The sequence below is a fragment of the Streptomyces sp. NBC_00237 genome (genome assembly GCF_026342435.1).
Lineage (GTDB): Bacteria > Actinomycetota > Actinomycetes > Streptomycetales > Streptomycetaceae > Streptomyces.
In genome coordinates this window covers 833,092-850,661 of record NZ_JAPEMT010000001.1, presented here as the reverse complement: position 1 = coordinate 850,661, position 17,570 = coordinate 833,092, and the positions used below count along the sequence as shown (strand labels likewise).

15 protein-coding genes are annotated in these 17,570 nt (G+C 71.6%); 8 read left to right on the top strand and 7 right to left on the bottom strand.

The genetic code is table 11. The features are described 5' to 3' along the window. Positions 1-95: 95 nt before the first annotated feature. Positions 96-1,325, bottom strand: coding sequence for an amidohydrolase family protein (locus OG897_RS03720; protein WP_266656549.1), 1,230 nt, complete (start codon positions 1,323-1,325; stop codon positions 96-98). Positions 1,326-1,568: 243 nt separating this feature from the next. On the opposite strand from OG897_RS03720, the gene OG897_RS03715 reads away from it, so the two are divergent. The 3 genes from OG897_RS03715 (at position 1,569) to OG897_RS03705 (ending at position 5,497) form a co-directional block, all read left to right on the top strand. Beyond that, complete coding sequence (locus OG897_RS03715; protein ID WP_266652834.1) at positions 1,569-4,523, top strand: BTAD domain-containing putative transcriptional regulator; 2,955 nt, start codon at positions 1,569-1,571, stop codon at positions 4,521-4,523. Positions 4,524-4,769: 246 nt separating this feature from the next. Further along, positions 4,770-4,952, top strand: coding sequence for a hypothetical protein (locus OG897_RS03710; RefSeq protein ID WP_266652832.1), 183 nt, complete (start codon positions 4,770-4,772; stop codon positions 4,950-4,952). Positions 4,953-5,131: 179 nt separating this feature from the next. Then, positions 5,132-5,497, top strand: coding sequence for a DUF6247 family protein (locus OG897_RS03705; RefSeq protein ID WP_266652831.1), 366 nt, complete (start codon positions 5,132-5,134; stop codon positions 5,495-5,497). Between the two features lie 18 nt (positions 5,498-5,515). On the opposite strand, the gene OG897_RS03700 is transcribed toward OG897_RS03705, so the two are convergent. Further along, positions 5,516-7,105 carry a FadD3 family acyl-CoA ligase gene (locus tag OG897_RS03700; protein WP_266656547.1) on the bottom strand — a complete coding sequence of 530 codons (1,590 nt, stop codon included), beginning with the start codon at positions 7,103-7,105 and terminating at the stop codon, positions 5,516-5,518. Positions 7,106-7,269: 164 nt separating this feature from the next. Here OG897_RS03700 and OG897_RS03695 point away from each other — a divergent pair, with 164 nt between their 5' ends. The 3 genes from OG897_RS03695 to OG897_RS03685 are packed head-to-tail and all read left to right on the top strand — an operon-like array spanning position 7,270 to position 9,685. Next, positions 7,270-8,421 (top strand): lipid-transfer protein, encoded by a 1,152-nt coding sequence (locus tag OG897_RS03695; RefSeq protein WP_266652829.1) that lies wholly within the window; start codon positions 7,270-7,272, stop codon positions 8,419-8,421. Positions 8,422-8,426: 5 nt separating this feature from the next. Beyond that, a complete protein-coding gene (locus OG897_RS03690; protein WP_266652827.1) occupies positions 8,427-8,891 on the top strand; it encodes a Zn-ribbon domain-containing OB-fold protein in 465 nt (154 codons plus the stop codon). After that, a complete protein-coding gene (locus OG897_RS03685; RefSeq protein WP_266652826.1) occupies positions 8,888-9,685 on the top strand; it encodes an enoyl-CoA hydratase/isomerase family protein in 798 nt (265 codons plus the stop codon). Before OG897_RS03690 ends, OG897_RS03685 begins: the two co-directional genes overlap by 4 nt. A 168-nt stretch (positions 9,686-9,853) precedes the next feature. On the opposite strand, the gene OG897_RS03680 is transcribed toward OG897_RS03685, so the two are convergent. Beyond that, complete coding sequence (locus OG897_RS03680) at positions 9,854-10,462, bottom strand: hypothetical protein (protein ID WP_266652824.1); 609 nt, start codon at positions 10,460-10,462, stop codon at positions 9,854-9,856. A 221-nt stretch (positions 10,463-10,683) separates the two neighbouring features. On the opposite strand from OG897_RS03680, the gene OG897_RS03675 reads away from it, so the two are divergent. After that, positions 10,684-11,208: a hypothetical protein gene (locus tag OG897_RS03675; RefSeq protein WP_266652823.1), complete on the top strand. Its 525-nt coding sequence runs from the start codon at positions 10,684-10,686 to the stop codon at positions 11,206-11,208. A 120-nt stretch (positions 11,209-11,328) separates the two neighbouring features. On the opposite strand, the gene OG897_RS03670 is transcribed toward OG897_RS03675, so the two are convergent. After that, a complete protein-coding gene (locus OG897_RS03670; protein ID WP_266652821.1) occupies positions 11,329-13,722 on the bottom strand; it encodes a PQQ-binding-like beta-propeller repeat protein in 2,394 nt (797 codons plus the stop codon). Between the two features lie 163 nt (positions 13,723-13,885). Further along, positions 13,886-14,725, bottom strand: coding sequence for a VOC family protein (locus OG897_RS03665; RefSeq protein ID WP_266652819.1), 840 nt, complete (start codon positions 14,723-14,725; stop codon positions 13,886-13,888). Positions 14,726-15,054: 329 nt separating this feature from the next. Between OG897_RS03665 and OG897_RS03660 the strand changes: the two genes are divergently transcribed. After that, positions 15,055-15,702 carry a TetR family transcriptional regulator gene (locus OG897_RS03660; RefSeq protein WP_266652817.1) on the top strand — a complete coding sequence of 216 codons (648 nt, stop codon included), beginning with the start codon at positions 15,055-15,057 and terminating at the stop codon, positions 15,700-15,702. 182 nt (positions 15,703-15,884) lie between these two features. Here the strand turns inward: OG897_RS03660 and OG897_RS03655 are convergent, their stop codons facing one another. Continuing rightward, positions 15,885-16,373: a nitroreductase family deazaflavin-dependent oxidoreductase gene (locus OG897_RS03655; protein WP_266652815.1), complete on the bottom strand. Its 489-nt coding sequence runs from the start codon at positions 16,371-16,373 to the stop codon at positions 15,885-15,887. Continuing rightward, positions 16,373-17,479: an acyl-CoA dehydrogenase gene (locus OG897_RS03650; protein WP_266652813.1), complete on the bottom strand. Its 1,107-nt coding sequence runs from the start codon at positions 17,477-17,479 to the stop codon at positions 16,373-16,375. Before OG897_RS03650 ends, OG897_RS03655 begins: the two co-directional genes overlap by 1 nt. Positions 17,480-17,570: the final 91 nt, after the last annotated feature.

Genomic DNA, 17,570 nt, shown 5'->3' with positions numbered 1-17,570 from the left:
TGGGAGCGGTGCAGCCCCTCCCTGGTCGCACCCACTCCCCTGGTCGCGCCCCCACCTGGTCGCGCCCCCGCCCTCTGCCCGGCCGGGCGCCCTGCTTACTTACCCGGCCACAGGCCCTCGCCCGTCAGCCCCAGCAGCTCGATCGCGTTGCCCCGCACGATCCGTTCCACCACGTCCGCGTCCAGATGCCCCATCTGGGACTCCCCGACCTCCTTCGACTTCGGCCAGGTCGAGTCCGAGTGCGGGTAGTCCGTCTCGTACAGGACGTTGCCGACGCCGATCGAGTCGAGGTTCTTCAGGCCGAACGCGTCGTCGAAGAAGCAGCCGTAGACGTGCTCGGCGAAGAGCTCGGACGGGGGGCGGTGGACCTTGTCGGCGACTCCGCCCCAGCCCCGGTTCTCCTCCCAGACCACGTCCGCGCGTTCCAGGATGTACGGGATCCACCCGATCTGGCCCTCCGCGTACATGATCTTCAGGCCCGGGAACCGCTCGAACTTCCCGCTCATCAGCCAGTCCACCATCGAGAAGCAGCAGTTGGCGAAGGTGATGGTCGAACCGACGGCGGGCGGTGCGTCCGCCGAGGTGGAGGGCATCTTCGAGGAGGAGCCGATGTGCATCGCGATGACGGTGCCGGTCTCCGCGCAGGCGGCGAGGAAGGGGTCCCAGTCGTCCGTGTGGATGGAGGGGAGGCCGAGGTGCGGGGGTATCTCGGAGAAGGCGACCGCGCGGACGCCCCGGGCCGCGTTGCGGCGGACCTCGGCGGCGGCCAGTTCCGCGTCCCAGAGGGGGACGAGGGTGAGGGGGATGAGGCGGCCGTGGGCTTCGGGGCCGCACCACTCCTCCACCATCCAGTCGTTGTACGCCCGCACCCCGAGGAGGCCCAGCTCCCGGTCCGGCGCCTCCGTGAAGGTCTGGCCGCAGAAGCGGGGGAAGGTCGGGAAGCAGAGGGCGGACTGGACGTGGTTGACGTCCATGTCGGCGAGGCGGTCGGGGACGGAGAAGGATCCCGGGCGCATCTGCTCGTACGTGATGACTTCGAGCTTGATCTCGTCCCTGTCGTAGCCGACGGCCGTGTCGAGCCGGGTGAGCGGCCGGTGCAGGTCCTCGTACACCCACCAGTCACCTATCGGGCCCTCGTCGCCCTTCTCGCCCATGACCGGGGCGAACTTGCCGCCCAGGAAGGTCATTTCCTTCAGGGGCGCACGGACGATGCGCGGGCCGATGTCCCGGTACTTGGCGGGAAGGCGGTCCTGCCAGACGCCGGGGGGCTCCACCGTGTGGTCGTCCACCGAGATGATCTTCGGGAAGGTTGCCGTGTCGTCCATGTCTTCCATGTCGTACGTCTCCCTGTTCGTCACCGCACCGGGCTCCATCGATCGTCACGGTACCGTCGATCTGACGATCCGTCAGGTGGCTGGACGTACCGGGGCTACCGCACTTTCCGCCCGCATTCTTGAGGTTCCTCTGAGGTTTGCGTGCTGACGCGCTCGGCATGGACAGGGCAAACTGGCACTGTCAACAAGGGCTGCAACAAGGGCGCTACGGGAAGTACCGGCAGGAGGAGTGCGATGGACGGCATACCGGGCGGCGGCGTACCGGGCGAGGCCACTCCCCACACCACCCCCGACCTGCGCTTCAGCATCCTCGGCCCGGTCCGTTCGTGGCGCGGCGGCGAGCCCGTCCCGGCCGGTTCCCCGCAGCAGCGCGCCCTCCTCGCGCTGCTGCTGCTGCGTGAGGGCCGCACCGCCACCGCCGCCGAACTCATCGACGGGGTGTGGGGCGTGGAGCCGCCCTCGCAGGCACTCGCGGCGATCCGTACGTACGCCTCCCGCCTGCGCAAGGCGCTCGGTGCGGACGTGCTGGTCAGCGCGGCGGGCGGGTACGCGATCCGGCCCGCGCCCGGGGCGCTCGACCTGTCCGTGGTGCGGGAGCTGGCGGCCGACGCGGACAAGGCACGGGCGGGCGGCGACCGCTGCGAGGCGCGCGCCCTGCTCGCGAAGGCGCTCGGGCTGTGGGACGGCGAGGCGCTGGCCTCCGTACCCGGACCGTACGCGGACTCGCAGCGGGCGCGGCTGGAGGAGTGGCGGCTCCAGCTCACGGAGACCCGGCTCGACCTGGACCTGGAGGTCGGCTGCCACGCGGAGGCGGTGTCGGAGCTGACCGCGCTGACGGCCGCCCACCCGCTGCGGGAGCGCCTGCGCGAGCTGCTGATGCTGGCCCTGTACCGCTGCGGGCGGCAGGCCGAGGCGCTCGCCGTGTACGCGGACACCAGGAGGCTGCTGGCCGACGAACTCGGCGTCGACCCGCGCCCCGAGCTGTCCCGCCTCCAGCAGCGCATCCTGGAGGCCGACGAGGAACTCGCCCAGCCGGTCGAGAGCCCGACGGCAGCGGCCCCCGCCCTTGTCCGGCCCGCCCAACTCCCCGCCTCCGTACCGGACTTCACCGGCCGCACCTCCTTCGTACGCGAACTCGGCGAGCAGCTCGCACAGGCCGAGACCAGCGTGATGGCGGTCTCCGCCCTCGCCGGAATCGGCGGCGTGGGCAAGACGACCCTCGCCGTGCACGTCGCCCACGCCGCACGCCCGCACTTCCCGGACGGCCAGCTGTACATCGACCTCCAGGGCGCGGGCTCCCGCCCCGCCGAACCCGAAACCGTCCTCGGTGCCTTCCTCCGCGCGCTGGGCACCCCGGACACCGCCATCCCTGACTCCCTCGACGAACGCGCGGCCCTCTACCGCTCCACCCTCGACGGCCGCCGCGTCCTCGTCCTCCTCGACAACGCCCGCGACGCCTCGCAGGTCAGGCCCCTGCTCCCCGGCACGCCGGGCTGCGCGGCGCTCATCACGGCCCGTACGCGCATGGTCGACCTGGCGGGCGCGCACCTGGTGGACCTCGACGTGATGTCCCCCGAGGAAGCGCTCCAGCTCTTCACGCGCATCGTCGGCGAGGAGCGCGTCGCCGCCGAACGCGAGGCCGCGCTCGACGTGGTCGGCGCGTGCGGATTCCTCCCCCTCGCCATCCGCATCGCCGCCGCACGCCTCGCCTCGCGCCGCACGTGGACGGTCTCGGTCCTCGCCGCGAAGCTCGCGGACTCGCGGCGCAGGCTCGACGAGCTCCAGGCGGGCGACCTGGCCGTCAAGGCCACCTTCGAGCTGGGTTACGGCCAGCTCGAACCCGCCCAGGCCCGCGCCTTCCGCCTGCTGGGCCTGGCCGACGGCCCGGACATCTCCCTCGCGGCGGCCGCCGCCGTACTGGACCGGCCCCTTTACGACGCGGAGGACCTGCTGGAGGCCCTCGTCGACACGTCGTTGCTGGAATCGGCCTCCCCCGGCCGCTACCGCTTCCACGACCTCGTACGGCTCTACGCGCGTGCGTGCGCGGAGCGGGACGAGCAGCCGGAGGAGGAGCGGGGGGCGGCGCTGTCGCGGCTGCTGGACTTCTATCTGGCGACGGCGGCGGGGGTGTACGCACTGGAGCGGCCGGGGGATCGGTTGGTGGATCACCTGGAGCCGTCCGACCGCACCGGCCTGGTCTTCACCGACCGGCACGCGGCACAGGACTGGCTGTACCGGGAGGCGGGTCCGCTGCTGGCGTGCGTACGTCAGTCGACCGAGGCGGGGACGGTGCGGCGGGCGGTGGATCTGCTGTGGGCGGCGCTGGACCTGGGGGAGTCGGGGGCCAACGCGAGGGAGTACGAGTCGACGGCCCAGTCCTTGCGCACGGCGGCACGCGCACACTCCGACGGTCGTGCCGAGGGGCGGGCTCTGGTGGCCCTGGCCGATGTACACCACACCTCGGGGCGCTTTGCGCAGGCCGAGCAGGAGGCCGAACAGGCCATGCAGCTAGCCAGTGACGCCGGGGACCCGCTGCCCACCTGCTGGGCCCCCAACGCGCGCGGCATCATGGCGCTCTACCAGAACAGGCACCAGGACGGCGAGACCCATCTCACCGCTGCCATCGCCAACTTCCGCAGCATCGACGACCGCCCCGGCGAGGCCAGCGCGCTGTGCAACCTCTCGCGCATCCACCTGGCGACCGGCCGCACCAGCAGTGCCGTGTCGCTCGCACAGCAGGGGACTGACATCTATGACGGGATGGGGCATTCCTTGCGCGGGGCCAACGGCCGTTACGCGCTCGGTCTGGCACTCGCCCAGGACGGACAGCGCGCAGCAGCCCAGACTTGCCTTGTCGAGGCCCTCGAAGTATTCCGGAACAGCCGCCAACGGCTCTGGGAAGGCATGACCCTGTTCCGCCTTGCCGAGGTCGACCTGACCGAAGAGCAGCCCGCCCAGGCGGCGACAAAGGCAGAACAGGCTCTGAACGTCCTGCGTGGCATCGGCGGCGAGTGGCGGCGCGGCCAGGTGCTCACGACACTGGGCGACGCCCTCGACGAAGTGGGGCAGAGCGGCCGGGCCCAGGTGTGCTGGCGTGAGGCACTCGCCATTTTCGATACGGCGGATGCGCCGGAGGCCGATGCCGTGCGCAGGAAGCTGGTACTCGGGCCGAAGTCCAGGTCGGCCTGAAGGTCCGGACGGTTCCGGTCTCGCCCTGCCCCGGACCCGGGCGGACCCGGGCGTTCATCATTCGTTTATCGCCGTCCGGCATGCTCCTTTCCATCGGATCCGTCGCGTCGGGGGGCAGGCGGGACCGAGCCCGGGGGCCCTCACTATCGTGAACGTCCCTGATCAGGAGCCCGTCTTGCCGTCCACGGGGGAACGACCGGGCGGGCTCCGCCCACCTGCCAAGCACGGACACAACGGGAGCACCTCATGAGCGACGCCAAGAAGACCGAGGCCGACATCAAGCCGCTCGATATGCACGCCACGTCGGAGCCCGCCAAGACCGACGACATGCACGCCACGTCGGAACCGGTCGCGGCCAAGGACATGCACGCCACGTCGGAGCCCGCCAAGACCGACGACATGCACGCCACGTCGGAACCGGCCAACTAAGACCTTCCTGCACGGGGATCGGCCGCGGCGGCGCGGAGGGGGAGCCGCCGCGGCCGTCTGGTTTCCCGGGCCGGGCCCGCCTCGGCGTCGTATCCGCAGGTCAAATGGGTACGAAAGTGAGGCAACCCGCGCCCCCGTTCCGCCCTCCTCCCGTACGAGACTGCCTCGGAAGGACCGGAATGACCGCCCAGCGCCACCCTTCGCCCGCCTCGGAACCCCTCCTCCCCCGCCCGGACCGCACGACGGCCGCCCTGCGCGCGGCGGTGGCGCGGCTCATGCCCTCTCAGCTTCCCGAGATGGAACGCCAGATGGAGGAGGCCCTCTCCTCGGCCGCACGCACGGGCCGCCTGTCCCCGCTCACGTCGTTCCTGGACAGCTGGGCGGTGGCAGTGGAGACAGCCCGCATTCCGGAGGCGGCGAAGCGACTGCGGGACGCGGAACGCGCGGTACGGGCGGCCGGCCCGGGATCGGCGGAGTGGCGGTCGGCGATGGAGGAGATCGGTGCGGTGCAGGGCGAGGCACGGCGGGCACTGGCGGAGGACTGAGGGCTGGGGGCTCAGGGCTCAGGGCTCGGGTAGGACCCGCCCCCGCAGCTCCCCCTTCACCACCTTTCCGCTCGCGTTCCTCGGCAGCTCCGCCACGAATTCGACCTCCCTCGGGACCTTGTAGTTGGCCATTTCGCGGCGGGCCCACGCGATCACGTCGTCCGAGGTCAGCGTGGTGGCGGAGGGGCGGCGGACGACGTACGCCTTGCCGACCTCGCCCAGGCGGGGGTCCGGGATGCCGATGACCGCGACGTCCGCGACCGACGGGTGCAGGCCCAGGAGCTGTTCGATCTCGGCGGGGTAGGCGTTGAAGCCGCCGACGATGAACATGTCCTTGATGCGGTCCGTGATGCGGAGGTTTCCGGAGGGGTCCAGGACCCCGACGTCGCCCGTGCGGAGCCAGCCGTCCGGGGTGCGGGAGGCGGCCGTGGCGGACGGGTCCTCGAAGTAGCCGCTCATCACGTTGAAGCCTCTGACCAGCACTTCTCCCGGTTCACCTGGGGGGGCCTCGACCCGTACCTCGGTGCCGGGGATGGCCCGTCCGGAGGTCGTGGCGATGGTGGAAGGGGCGTCGCCCCGGCGGCACATCGTCACGATGCCGGACGCCTCCGAGAGGCCGTACGCGGTGAGGACCGTCGCGATGCGGAGTTCGGAACGGAGGCGTTCGACGAGTTGGAGGGGGACGACCGCCGCGCCGGTCACGACCAGGCGGAGGGCCGTGAGGTCGTGGGATCCGCGGGAGGGGTGGTCCAGGAGGGACTGGTGGAGGGTCGGGGGGCCGGGGAGGACGGAGATGCGTTCGGCGGCGATGTTGGCGAGGACCGTGTCCACGTTGAAGACGGGCTGCGGGATCATCGTCGCGCCCCGGGTGAGGCAGGCGATGATCCCCGCCTTGTAGCCGAAGGTGTGGAAGAAGGGGTTGACGATCAAGTAGCGGTCGCCTTCGCGGAGGCCCGCCAGGTCGGCCCAGATGTCGTAGGCGCGCAGGGTCTGGGTGTGGGTGATGACCGCGCCCTTGGGACGGCCCGTGGTGCCCGAGGTGTAGACGATGTCGGAGGGGGCCGACGCGGAGATCTCCGTCGCGCGGGCGCGGACTGCGGCGCCGCTCACCGATTCACCGCCTGCCAGGAAGTCCTTCCAGGTCAGGAAGGTGGAAGGGGCCGCGTCGTCGGAGAGGACGACGACGTCGGTGAGGTGCGGGAGGGCGGGGAGCGGACCGGTTGCCGGGCCCTCGGCGGTCGCGCGGCGGAGAGAGGCGACGTACGAGGTGCCGAGGAAGGTGCCCGTGATGAAGAGGAGCTTGGCGCGGGACTGGTCGAGGACGTAGGCCGCCTCGGCGCCCTTGAAGCGGGTGTTGAGGGGGACGAGGACCGCTCCGGCGGTCACCGCGCCGAGGGCGGAGACGATCCAGTCGAGCGTGTTCGGGGCCCAGATGGCCACCCGGTCGCCGCACTGGACGCCCCGGGCGAGGCAGGCCGCCGCCGCGCGTTCGACGCGCTCGCCGAGTTCGGCGTAGGAAATGCGAGTGCGGCCTTCGACGACCGCCTCCCGCTCGCCGTACCGCTCGGCGGCGTGCCGTACCAGTTCGGGGACCGTGCGCCAGGGCATCTCGGTGGTGCCGCCTCGGCCCTCGGCCCCTGCTGTCCCGTCGTCCTGTGCGTCGTCGAACTGCATCGGAAGCCCTCCCACACCACTAGCTGACTATCCGTCAGATTAGCTGTAGCCTGTCGCGCTGTCAGCAGTCAGGACGATCGCGGAGGGGGCCGGGAAGCATGCCAGCAGCACTCAAGGACGCGACTGCGATAGTCGGGATAGGGCAGACCGCATTTGCCAAACAACTCCCGCAGAGCGAGAAGGAGTTGGCCTGCCGGGCGATCCTCGCCGCACTCGACGACGCGGGAATCGACCCTGCCGAGGTCGACGGCTTCGCCTCGTACACCATGGAGGAGACGGACGAGGTCGAGGTCGCGAAGGCTGTCGGCACCGGGGACCTCACCTTCTTCTCCAAAGTGGGCTTCGGGGGCGGCGGTTCGTGCGCGACCGTCGGCCACCTCGCCTCCGCGATAGCGACCGGGCAGGCGAGCGTCGGGGTCGCCTGGCGTTCGCGGAAGCGCGGGAGCGGGCCAAGGCCCTGGAAGAATAAGGCGGTTCAGCTTCCCACCCCCGCCCAGTGGACCCGCCCCTTCGGCCTCCTGCGCCCCGCCGACGAGATCGGCATGCTCGCCCGCCGCTACCTGCACGAGTACGGCGCGACCCGCGACCACCTCTTCAACGTCGCCCTCGCCTGCCGCAACCGGGCGAACCAGAATCCCGCCGCCATGATGTACGAGCGCCCCCTGACCCGGGACATGTACATGAACGCCCGCTGGATCAGCGAACCCCTCTGCCTCTTCGACAACTGCCTGGAGACGGACGGCGCGTTGGCGTGCGTGATCGTCAGCGCGGAGCGGGCCCGTGACTGCCGAAGGAAGCCCGTGTACGTGCACTCCGTCGCCCAGGGCCTGCCCGCCCAGCACCACGGCATGGTCAACTACTGGAACGACGACCCGCTGACCGGGCCTGCCTGGACCGCCGCCCGACACCTGTGGAAACAGGCCGACTTCGGGCCGGACGACGTGGACGTGGCGCAGATATACGACGCGTTCACGCCTCTCATCCCGCTCTCCCTGGAGGGGTACGGCTTCTGCGGGCGCGGCGAAGGGGCCGCCTTCACGGAGGGCGGGGCGCTGGAGAGCGGCGGGAGGCTGCCCATCAACACGGGCGGCGGCGGCCTCAGCGAGGCGTACGTCCACGGCTTCAACCTCATCAACGAGGGCGTCAAGCAGCTCCGAGGCACCTCCACCGCCCAGGTCCCCGACGCCTCCACCTGCCTGGTCACGGCGGGCGAGGGCGTGCCGACTTCCGCACTGCTCCTGAGGAGTTGAGCCCCTTGCCGAACTCGACGGACTCCGCGACCGGCCTCCTCTCCCCCGCCGTCGACGCCGACGGGGCCCCCTTCTGGGAGTACGCCGCCCAGGGCGAGCTCCGCGTCCAGTCCTGCGCCGAGGCCGACTGCGGCGAGCTGCGCTTCCCGCCCCGCCCGTGCTGCCCGCACTGCCACTCCTTCGCCTCGACGTGGCGGCTGATGAGCGGGCGCGGCACGATCTGGTCGTACGTCGTGCCCCATCCGCCCCTCCTGCCCGCCTACGCGGCACAGGCCCCGTACAACGCGGTGATCGTGGAGCTGGCGGACGCCCCGCGCATCCGGCTCGTCGGCAACATCGTCGCCTCAGCGGACGCGGCGCTCGACTCGGTCGATCCGGGGCGGCTGCGGATCGGGGCGCGGGTGCGGGTGGCGTTCAGCGAACTGCCGGACGGGACGACGGTCCCGCGCTGGCTGCTGGAGCGGCCATGAGCGTGCGCAGCACAGAAAGCGCAGGAAGCGTACGAGTGGACCGCGACAAGGGCACCGGGGTCGCGGTCGTCACGCTGGACCGCGAGGCGAAGCTGAACGCGATCGATCTGCCGATGGCAGCTGAACTCGCCTCCACCTGGCGGGAGTTGCGCTTCGACGAGACCGTGCGGGCGGCCGTCCTGACCGGCGCGGGGGCGCGGGCCTTCTGCACCGGGATCGACCGCTCGGTGGACGTCCCGCAGCCCTCTTCCCCGTACTCCGTCGACGATCCGCTCCTCACCATCGGCCCGAAGGCGAACGACCTGTGGAAGCCGGTGATCGCGGCGGTGCGCGGGATGGCGTGCGGCGGGGCGTTCTACCTGCTGGGCGAGGCGGAGTTCGTGGTGGCGGGCGAGGGCGCGACCTTCTTCGATCCGCACACGACGTACGGCATGGTCAGCGCGCACGAGACCGCGCTGCTCGCGCAGCGGATGCCGTACGGGGAAGTGGCCAGGACGGCGCTGATGGGGACGGCCGAGCGGATGTCGGCACGGCGGGCCTACGAGGTGGGGTTCGTCTCGGAACTCACCCCTGACGGGGGCGAGTTGGAGGCGGCCGTGCGCTCGGCGGAGGTGATCGCCGGGTACCCGACGGAGGCCGTGCAGGGGACGGTCCGGGCGGTGTGGGCGACGAAGGAGGGGGCGCGGGCGCAGGCGTACGCGCAGGCGCCGCAGTTGATCGCGCTGGGGAATCTTCCGGCGGAGCGGCAGGCGGAGCTGTTCGGGAAGCGGGGGGCCGACTTCCGGATGCGCTGAGCTTCGATCGTTCGCCTGGGAGGCGGGCATGGCGGAGGGCGATCTGCTCGCGCTCGTACGGGCGAACCTGGCGGGCTGAAGCGTGCCGCCCGCTCCTGGGCGGACGGGCGAGGGGCCCGGCCGGGTGCGTGGTGCGCACCCGGCCGGGCCCCCGGTGGGACGTACGGCTCAGGAGCTGGTGCGGGTCGGGTACTTGACCTCGCAGCGGCCCGAGAGGGTCTCGGTGGACTTCTTCACGTACACGGTGGAGACGTCGACGGAGCGGGACTGGCCCGGGGCGACGGCGACGATGCTGGTGGTGCGGGAGCCCACGGTGGAGCCCTGGTTGGTGAAGCGCACCGTGAAGTTGTAGGTGTAGGTGCTCGACGAGCTGCTGTTCGTGGCGGTGATGGTGGCGAGCATGCCGCGCGACGGGTCGTACTTGCAGTCGGAGATGCGCAGGTCGCGGTTGGCCGCGTTGCTGCCGCCGCCGCTCACGCCGGGGACCGAGCCGCCGGTGCTGCTGGAGCTGGACGAGCTGGAGCTGTCCGAGCTGCCGCCCGTGGTGGAGGAGCTGGAGCTGCTGCCGTCGTAGCCACCCGTGGACGCCTGGTAGTCGCCGCCCGATGAGGAGCTGGAGCTGCTGGAGTCGCTGCCCCCGCTGCTGCTGGAGCTGCTGGACGAGCCGCCGTGGCTGGAGCCTCCGCCGCAGCTGCCACCGTGGGAGCCACGGGCTCCGGTGAGCGCGACGACGGCTATGCCGAATACGGCCACTGCGCGGACATGGCGGAGCTTCATGCTTCCAACCCCCGTTGATGTGAAGCGAGATGAGACGTCATGGGATGTACCGAAATCGGACGACTCTGGCAGGAGTCGCCATAAATAAAGATCCCGTAAGGGCGAGTGCATGACACCCTAGCAGCGCCTGTCACATGGCGTGTCCCGAACACCGGGCGTAGCGTCGAAGCTCCGCAGACCCTCACAAAACCCCTCGCAGAACTCGACACGAGGAGCCCGAGATGGTCAGAAACGCCCTCGGTGCGGTCCTTGCGCTCGCCGGCGCGACGGCCGCCGTATGGAGCCCCTTCCGGGCCTGGAACGACGGTCGGCACGGTCGTGACTACCGCATCGAAGACCTCTTCAACGGGATCACAGACGTCAAGGCGTCGCTCGTCGGTTCCCTGCTGCTGCCGTTCGTTTTCGCGGCCGTCGTGGTCCTGATCGCGGTGTTCCTGCGGTCCCGGTTCCTGGTGGCGCTGGCGGGGCTGGTCGTGCTCGGCTTCACCGTGCTGTGGATGGTCCGCCAGGGGCAGGCGGCGGACGGCATCGCCGTCAACGCGGACGGTTCCGGCCTCGGGATGGGGGTGGCGAGTGCGGCGGGCGGCGGCGTGCTGATGCTGCTGGCGGCGGTGGTCATGAACGGGCGCGGGCGGCGCCCCCGGCGTCCCCGCAAGGACGCTCCGGCTCCCTACGACCACGAGGGGGCCACCTACGAGCCTCCGCCGCAGGTCCCGACCATGGACGGGGAGCGTCCGGGCCAGTAGGTCTCGCCGGTCGCGGGGCTGGAGTCACTGCCTGGGGCTACGCCCCTCGCCCCCTGCACGGCTTCGCCGCGCGTCCTCAAGCGCCGGACGGGCTGAAGGTGCGTGACGGGCTGGGAGCCTTCACCGCGCCCGGCCCGTCGCCGTGCCCTTGACCGCGTCCAGGGCGTACACACAGCGGTCCTTGCTGCACGCGTACACGATTCCGCCCTCCGCGACCGGAGACCCCGTGATCTCTCCGCCCGTCTTCAGCTTCCAGCGCAGCTGACCGCCCACCGCGTCCACGGTGTAGAGGCAGTGGTCCGCCGACCCGAAGTGCACGCGCCCGTCGGCGACGACCGGAGCCCCCACCAGCTCGCCCCCCGCCGCGAACCGCCACTTCGGCGTACCCGTCACGGCGTCCAGCGTGTACAGCGCGCTTCCGCTGCCCACGTGCACGTGGCCGCCCGCCACCAGCACCGGCTCGATCGACTGCCGCGACTCGGTCGCGATCCGCCACCGGTCCTTGCCGGTCGACGCGTCCAGCGCGTAGACGGTGCCGAGGTAGTCGGCGAGGTAGACCCCGCCGCCCGTCACCGCGGGGCCCGGTGCGAAAGCGGGCGGGGACAGGAAGACCGCCGGTGCCTCGAAGTGCCACCGCACGTGTCCCGAATCCTGGTCGACCGCCAGCACCCGCGTCCCCGCGGACACGTACACATGGCCGTCCTCCGCGGAGGTCACCCGCACCGGCACGTTCCCGCACGAGGCGGCGTCCCCGATCGGATACGACCAACGCTCCACCCCGGACCGGGAGTCGAGCGCCCGGAGCCGCGCGTCCTGCCACACGTACACGGTGTCGCCGTGCACGTCAGGGCCTGCCTCCGGCGTCTCGAAGTCGGTCTGCGCGCCGGTGATCTCCCACAGCTTCTGCCCGTTGGACGCCTCCCACGCCTGGACCCCACCGCCCCGGGTCCCCGTCACGACGGTCCCCCGCGCGGCCTTCAGCGAGTACACCCACGCGTCCGTCTGGAGCCGCCACCGTTCCGTACCGTCCGCCGCGTCCAGCGCGTAGAGCGTCGGGCCGTCGGAGGCGTGGATGCGCCCACCGGAGACCGCCATCGCCCACGCCACGTCCCGCGTCTTGAACTGGCGGCGGCCCGACGCCACGTCCAGCGCGTGCACCTCGAACGAGGTGACGTAGACCAGGTCGCCCGCGACGGCCGGAGTTCCCCACACGTCGTTCGACATACGGAACCGCCACGGCCGCCACCCGGAGGGCGAAGGCCCCTCCGGCGGCTGCGGGGGTACGGAGGCGGGCACGGCCGGAGCGACCGGAGCGCCGTTCACCGCCACCCCGCCCGGCGGGCGTACCCAACCGGTCGCCGGACCCCCGGCCTCCGCCACGGCGGCAGCAGCTGCCGCGCCGAGCCCGTCGGCCACCCGGGGCCCGGGTCCGATCGGCACCTTCGCCCCGGCGAGCCGGATCGGTCCGTCCGCGTACGACGGCGGGGGCGGGGCGGCCTGGCCGGTACGCGGGTCGGCGTACCGGTCGCGCTGCGGCGGCGGGTAGGGCGGCGGGTTCTGCGGGCGCGGCGGCGGGGCCGGGTCGCGGCGCGGCTGGACGACGGGGGCGGGGGCGACCCGGCCACCGCCCCGGCGCTGCTCGATCATCGCGGTGGCCCGGCCGGGCAGCCACGCCGAAGCCGTGCCGGAGTCGTCGCCGCCCGAGGAGAAGAGGTGCGGGGCGAGCTGCGCCTGGAGGTCGGCGGGGCTGGGGCGCATGGCCGCCTCCATGCCCATGCAGGACTCGATCAGCGGACGCAGTTCGTCCGGGAGTCCTTCCAGGTCAGGGCCTTCGCGCAGCAGCATGAAGACGGTCTCGACCGGGTTCGCGCCGTGGAAGGGGGCGTGTCCGGTGGCCGCGAAGACGAGGGTGGAGCCGAGCGAGAAGATGTCGCTCGCCCCGGTCACGCTCCGCGAGTCGCGGGCCTGCTCGGGAGACATGTACGCCGGGGTGCCGACGGCGACGTTCGTCATGGTCAGGCGGGTGTTGGAGACGCCGGACGCGATGCCGAAGTCGATGACGCGGGGGCCGTCCTCCACCACCAGGACGTTGGATGGCTTGAGGTCGCGGTGGACCAGACCCGCCCCGTGGATGGACTGGAGGGCCTCGGCGATTCCGGCGGCCAGCCAGCGCACCGCGTTCGCGGGCATGGGCCCGCACTCATTCACTATTTCTTCGAGGGAGGGGGCCGGGACGTACGCCGTCGCCAGCCACGGCACCGCCGCCCTCGGGTCGGCGTCCACCACGGCCGCCGTGTAGAAGCCGGAGACCGCGCGCGCCGCCTCGACCTCCCGCGTGAAGCGGACCCGGAACAGCTGGTCCTCGGCGAGTTCCGTCCGTACGGTCTTGATCGCCACCCGGCGACCCGACGCGGACCGCGCCAGATAGACGAGCCCCATCCCGCCGGCCCCGAGCCGTCCCAGGACCTCGAACGGGCCGATCCGCCGCGGATCGTGCTGCGTCAGCTGCTCCACTTGCCTGCCACCTCCCCGTACCAGGCCGCGAAACACAGCCCCGAGGGGCATTCTTCCTGTCGGAGGCTGTGGTGGCTAACCCGGGGCCGGAATGGAATGTTTCCCCCCATTCCGCACACGTTTGGTGGAGATTCCGGTCGCAAGTGGAAGGGGATGCCCCTCCTTATGCGTCTGAGGGCCCGCCCTCAGGCTCCGCCAGCATCGCGAACACCGCGCCCTGGTCGTCGACCACGATGGCCATCCTCCCGTACGGAATGTCGAACGGCGGGTGGGTGACCCGGCCGCCGAGCCGCCGCACCTCCGCCGCCGCCCGGTCGCAGTCCTCCACCAGGAAGTACGAGAGGAAGTGCGGCGGCATCTCGGCCGGGAACGCGTCGTGGATGACGGTGCGTCCGCCGACCATCGAGTCCGGGCCCGGCTCGGCTCCGGCGGGCGACCAGCCCAGGTAGTCCACGCCGCCGCCGTCCTCGGAGAGGTCGGTGCCCCGGAAGCCGAAGACCTTCTCGTAGAAGGCGTCGACGCGGTCCCTGCCGGGTGCGCGCACGAACACCTCGGTCCAGCAGAAGGCACCGGGGGCCGCCGTCTGCTCGAAGCCGGGGTGGCTGCCGCCCTGCCAGACGCCGAAGACCGCGCCGCCGGGGTCGGCGATCTGCGCCATCGTGCCGTATGGGCCGACGGCCACGGCGTCCGTGACGATCTGTCCGCCCGCCTCCCTCGCGCGGGCGACGAGGGCGCGGGCGTCCGGGGTGGCGAAGTAGACGCCCCAGGCCGTGGGCATGCGGCCGTCGGCCTTGGCGGCGAGCCCGGCGACGTTCTTGCGGGCCTCGCCCTCGCCCACGTACGCCTGCGTGTAGTAGCCCTGGCTCTTCTCCGCGGGCTCGTCGAAGGTCCAGCCGAACAGTGCGCCGTAGAAGCGCCTGCCCGCCTCGATGTCGGGGAGGGAGACATCGATCCAGCAGGGCACGCCCTCCGCGAACGAGGGTCCTTCGGCGAATGCGGTCATGGACCGATCCTTCCCGCTTGGGGAAATCCCCGCTCGGAGATATCCACCGATGTTGTCCACAGGCTGTTGATAACACTATTGGGGGAGGCTGCCGGGTGCCCTGCCGCATACCGCCATTCGAAGTCCCCACCCTGCGGAAGCGCCACCGGAACACCGCCGGAGCCCAGCCGGAGCCCAGCGGGAGGCCAGTCAGAGCCCGGCGGGAGCCTCCCCGGCCCCTTTGCCCCCGCCCTTCACACCGCAACCGGCCCAAGATGCCTCAACTCTGGCCGGAAACCCATTTGCACTCGCCGAATCGCGCTCCGATCACCCCTCGGTAAGCTGACGGCATGACAGGACAAGTACGCACCGTCGACGGCCGCGTGGCCGGTCGACGCGGTCAGGCGACGCGGCAGAAGCTGCTCGACTGCCTCAGTGAAATGCTCAGCTCGTCCCCTTACCGGGACGTCAAAGTCATCGACGTGGCTCGCAAGGCCGGGACTTCGCCCGCGACCTTCTACCAGTACTTCCCCGACGTAGAGGGCGCCGTCCTCGAAATCGCGGAGGAAATGGCCAAGGAGGGCGCGGGGTTGACCGACCTCGTCGCCGGGCGCTCGTGGGTCGGCAAGGCCGGAGCGCAGACCGCCGAACAACTCGTCGACGGCTTCCTCGACTTCTGGCGGAAGAACGACGCGATCCTGCGTGTGGTCGACCTCGGCGCGGCGGAGGGCGACAAGCGGTTCTACAAGATCCGCATGAAGATCCTGAACTCCGTCACCAACTCCCTCACGGATTCGATGAAGGAGCTCCAGGCGAAGGGCAAGGTCGACAAGGACGTGTCCCCGGCGGCGATGGCGGGCTCGCTCGTCGCGATGCTCGCGGCCGTCGCCTCGCACCAGAAGGGCTTCACGACCTGGGGCGTCAAGCAGGCCGAACTCCGCCCGAACCTGGCGCAGTTGGTTCACTTGGGCATTACGGGTAAAAAGCCCGCCAAGTAGCAGTACCCGTACCGGACGAACCCCCACCAAGTCCTGTCACCCGATGGCGGATCACGCATGTGGTCCGCCATCGGCGTTCCCAAGGGACCTCGGGCAGGGCCACCGGACAAAGGGGTCACGAGGTCAAGGAGTCACGAAGCCAAGGGATCACGGGGTCTAGGGATCACCTGGCCGACGAACCGTCAGCGCCGTTCGATCCGGAACAGCCGGATCTCCCTCTCGATCCGCTTCTGGTACGTCGCGTACGGCGGCCAGAACCCCAGCACCGCCCGCCACGCCTCCGCCCGCTCCTCCCCCTTCAGCAGCCGCGCCCGCACCGGGATGTCCTGCCCCTCCCAGCTGACGGAGACCTCGGGGTGGGCCAGCAGGTTGCCGGTCCAGGCGGGATGCCCCGGACGGCCGAAGTTGGACCCGATCAGGATCCAGGTCCCCTTCTCCGGCTCCGGCATGCAGGCCAGCGGTGTCACCCGGGGCTGCCCGCTCTTCGCCCCCTTCGCGGTGAGGACCACCCCCGGCAGCATCCGCGTGCTCATCATCGTCCTGCCCCTGCTGAGCCGGTGGACGGCGCGGTCCATGGCCGGGATGACGTGCGGGGCGATCCTCGCGAACGTACGCGTGGAGGACACCTTCTGCATCAGCTTCACACCGCGCGCACCCGTCGTCGCCGCCATCACACGGCCTCCCTCTCGTCCGCCTTCTCGTCCGCCGACCCGTCCCCCGTGCCGCCGCCACCGGCCGGGCCGAACAGCCCCGACACCTCCACCGCCCACGCCCGCAGCCGCTCGACCGGGCCGAACAGCACCTCGTCGCGCGCCACCCGCGCGAAGCACGCCTGCGCGTCGCGCGTCTGCGCCTCGTGCGCATCGCCCTCGCCCCGCATCGCCTCGGTCGCCGCGGAACGGAGCGCCTCCAGGCCCTGCGCGAGGGCGAGCCCGCCGCCGCCCGCGTCCACCGGGTTCCACACGGTCCGGTACGCGGCCGAGCGCGCCGCCTCCACCGCCGCGTGCACCTCGGCGAGCCGACCCTCGCCACCCCTCCCCCGCGCCCGGGCGACGGTCCGCCCGAGCAGCCGTTCCGCGACCCCGACGGCCTCTGCCGCGAGGACGGCCGCAGCGGCCCGCCCCACCCCGGCGAGCGCTTCCGCCACCCCCTCCCCCGAGCCCAGCAACTCGCCCTCCACGTCCCGGAGTTGCAGCGTGGCCAGCGGCCGGACCTCGTCCGAGGCCGCCTGCCGTACGCGCGCCAGCCCGACCGCGTCCTTCGCCCGTACGAGAAAGAGCAGGACCCGCCCGCGCGCGAAGCCCCCGGCGTGCGCGGCGACGAGCAGCAGGTCGGCGCTGTGCCCGTCGAGCACTTGGTCCGCCTGCCCGTACAGCACCCAGCCCTTCTCGCCGCGCCGTGCCTGCACGCCGCCGGAACGGCCGCCGCCCGCCCAGTCCCCGGCGGCGTTGGAGCCGGTCAGGCCGAGCGCGACGGACAGCGCGCCCCCGGGCACGGCGAGCGCGGCACTGCTGCGACCTGCGGTGATGTCCGGCAGGAGGGTGTCCTTCTGCACCTGCGACCCGAGGGTGGCGATCAGCGGCGCGGCCAGTACGGACGTCGCGAGGAGCGGTGGCGAGAGCGGCGCACGTTCCAGTGCGTCGGCGAGCCGCCCCCAGAGTTCCCGGCGGCGCTCCCCCTCGGCCCTCGTGACGAACAGTTCGTGCAGAGCGTCGTGCAGAGCTTCGTGCAGAGTGCGGCGGATCGCGTCCTGCTCCGCGGTGAAGGCGGCATCCATCCGGTGTGCTCCTCCCCTGAATCTGACGGGGCGTCATGCTAGGCGGCGTCCGCACCAATTCCCATAGTCACGTGCACACGTGAACACCTGA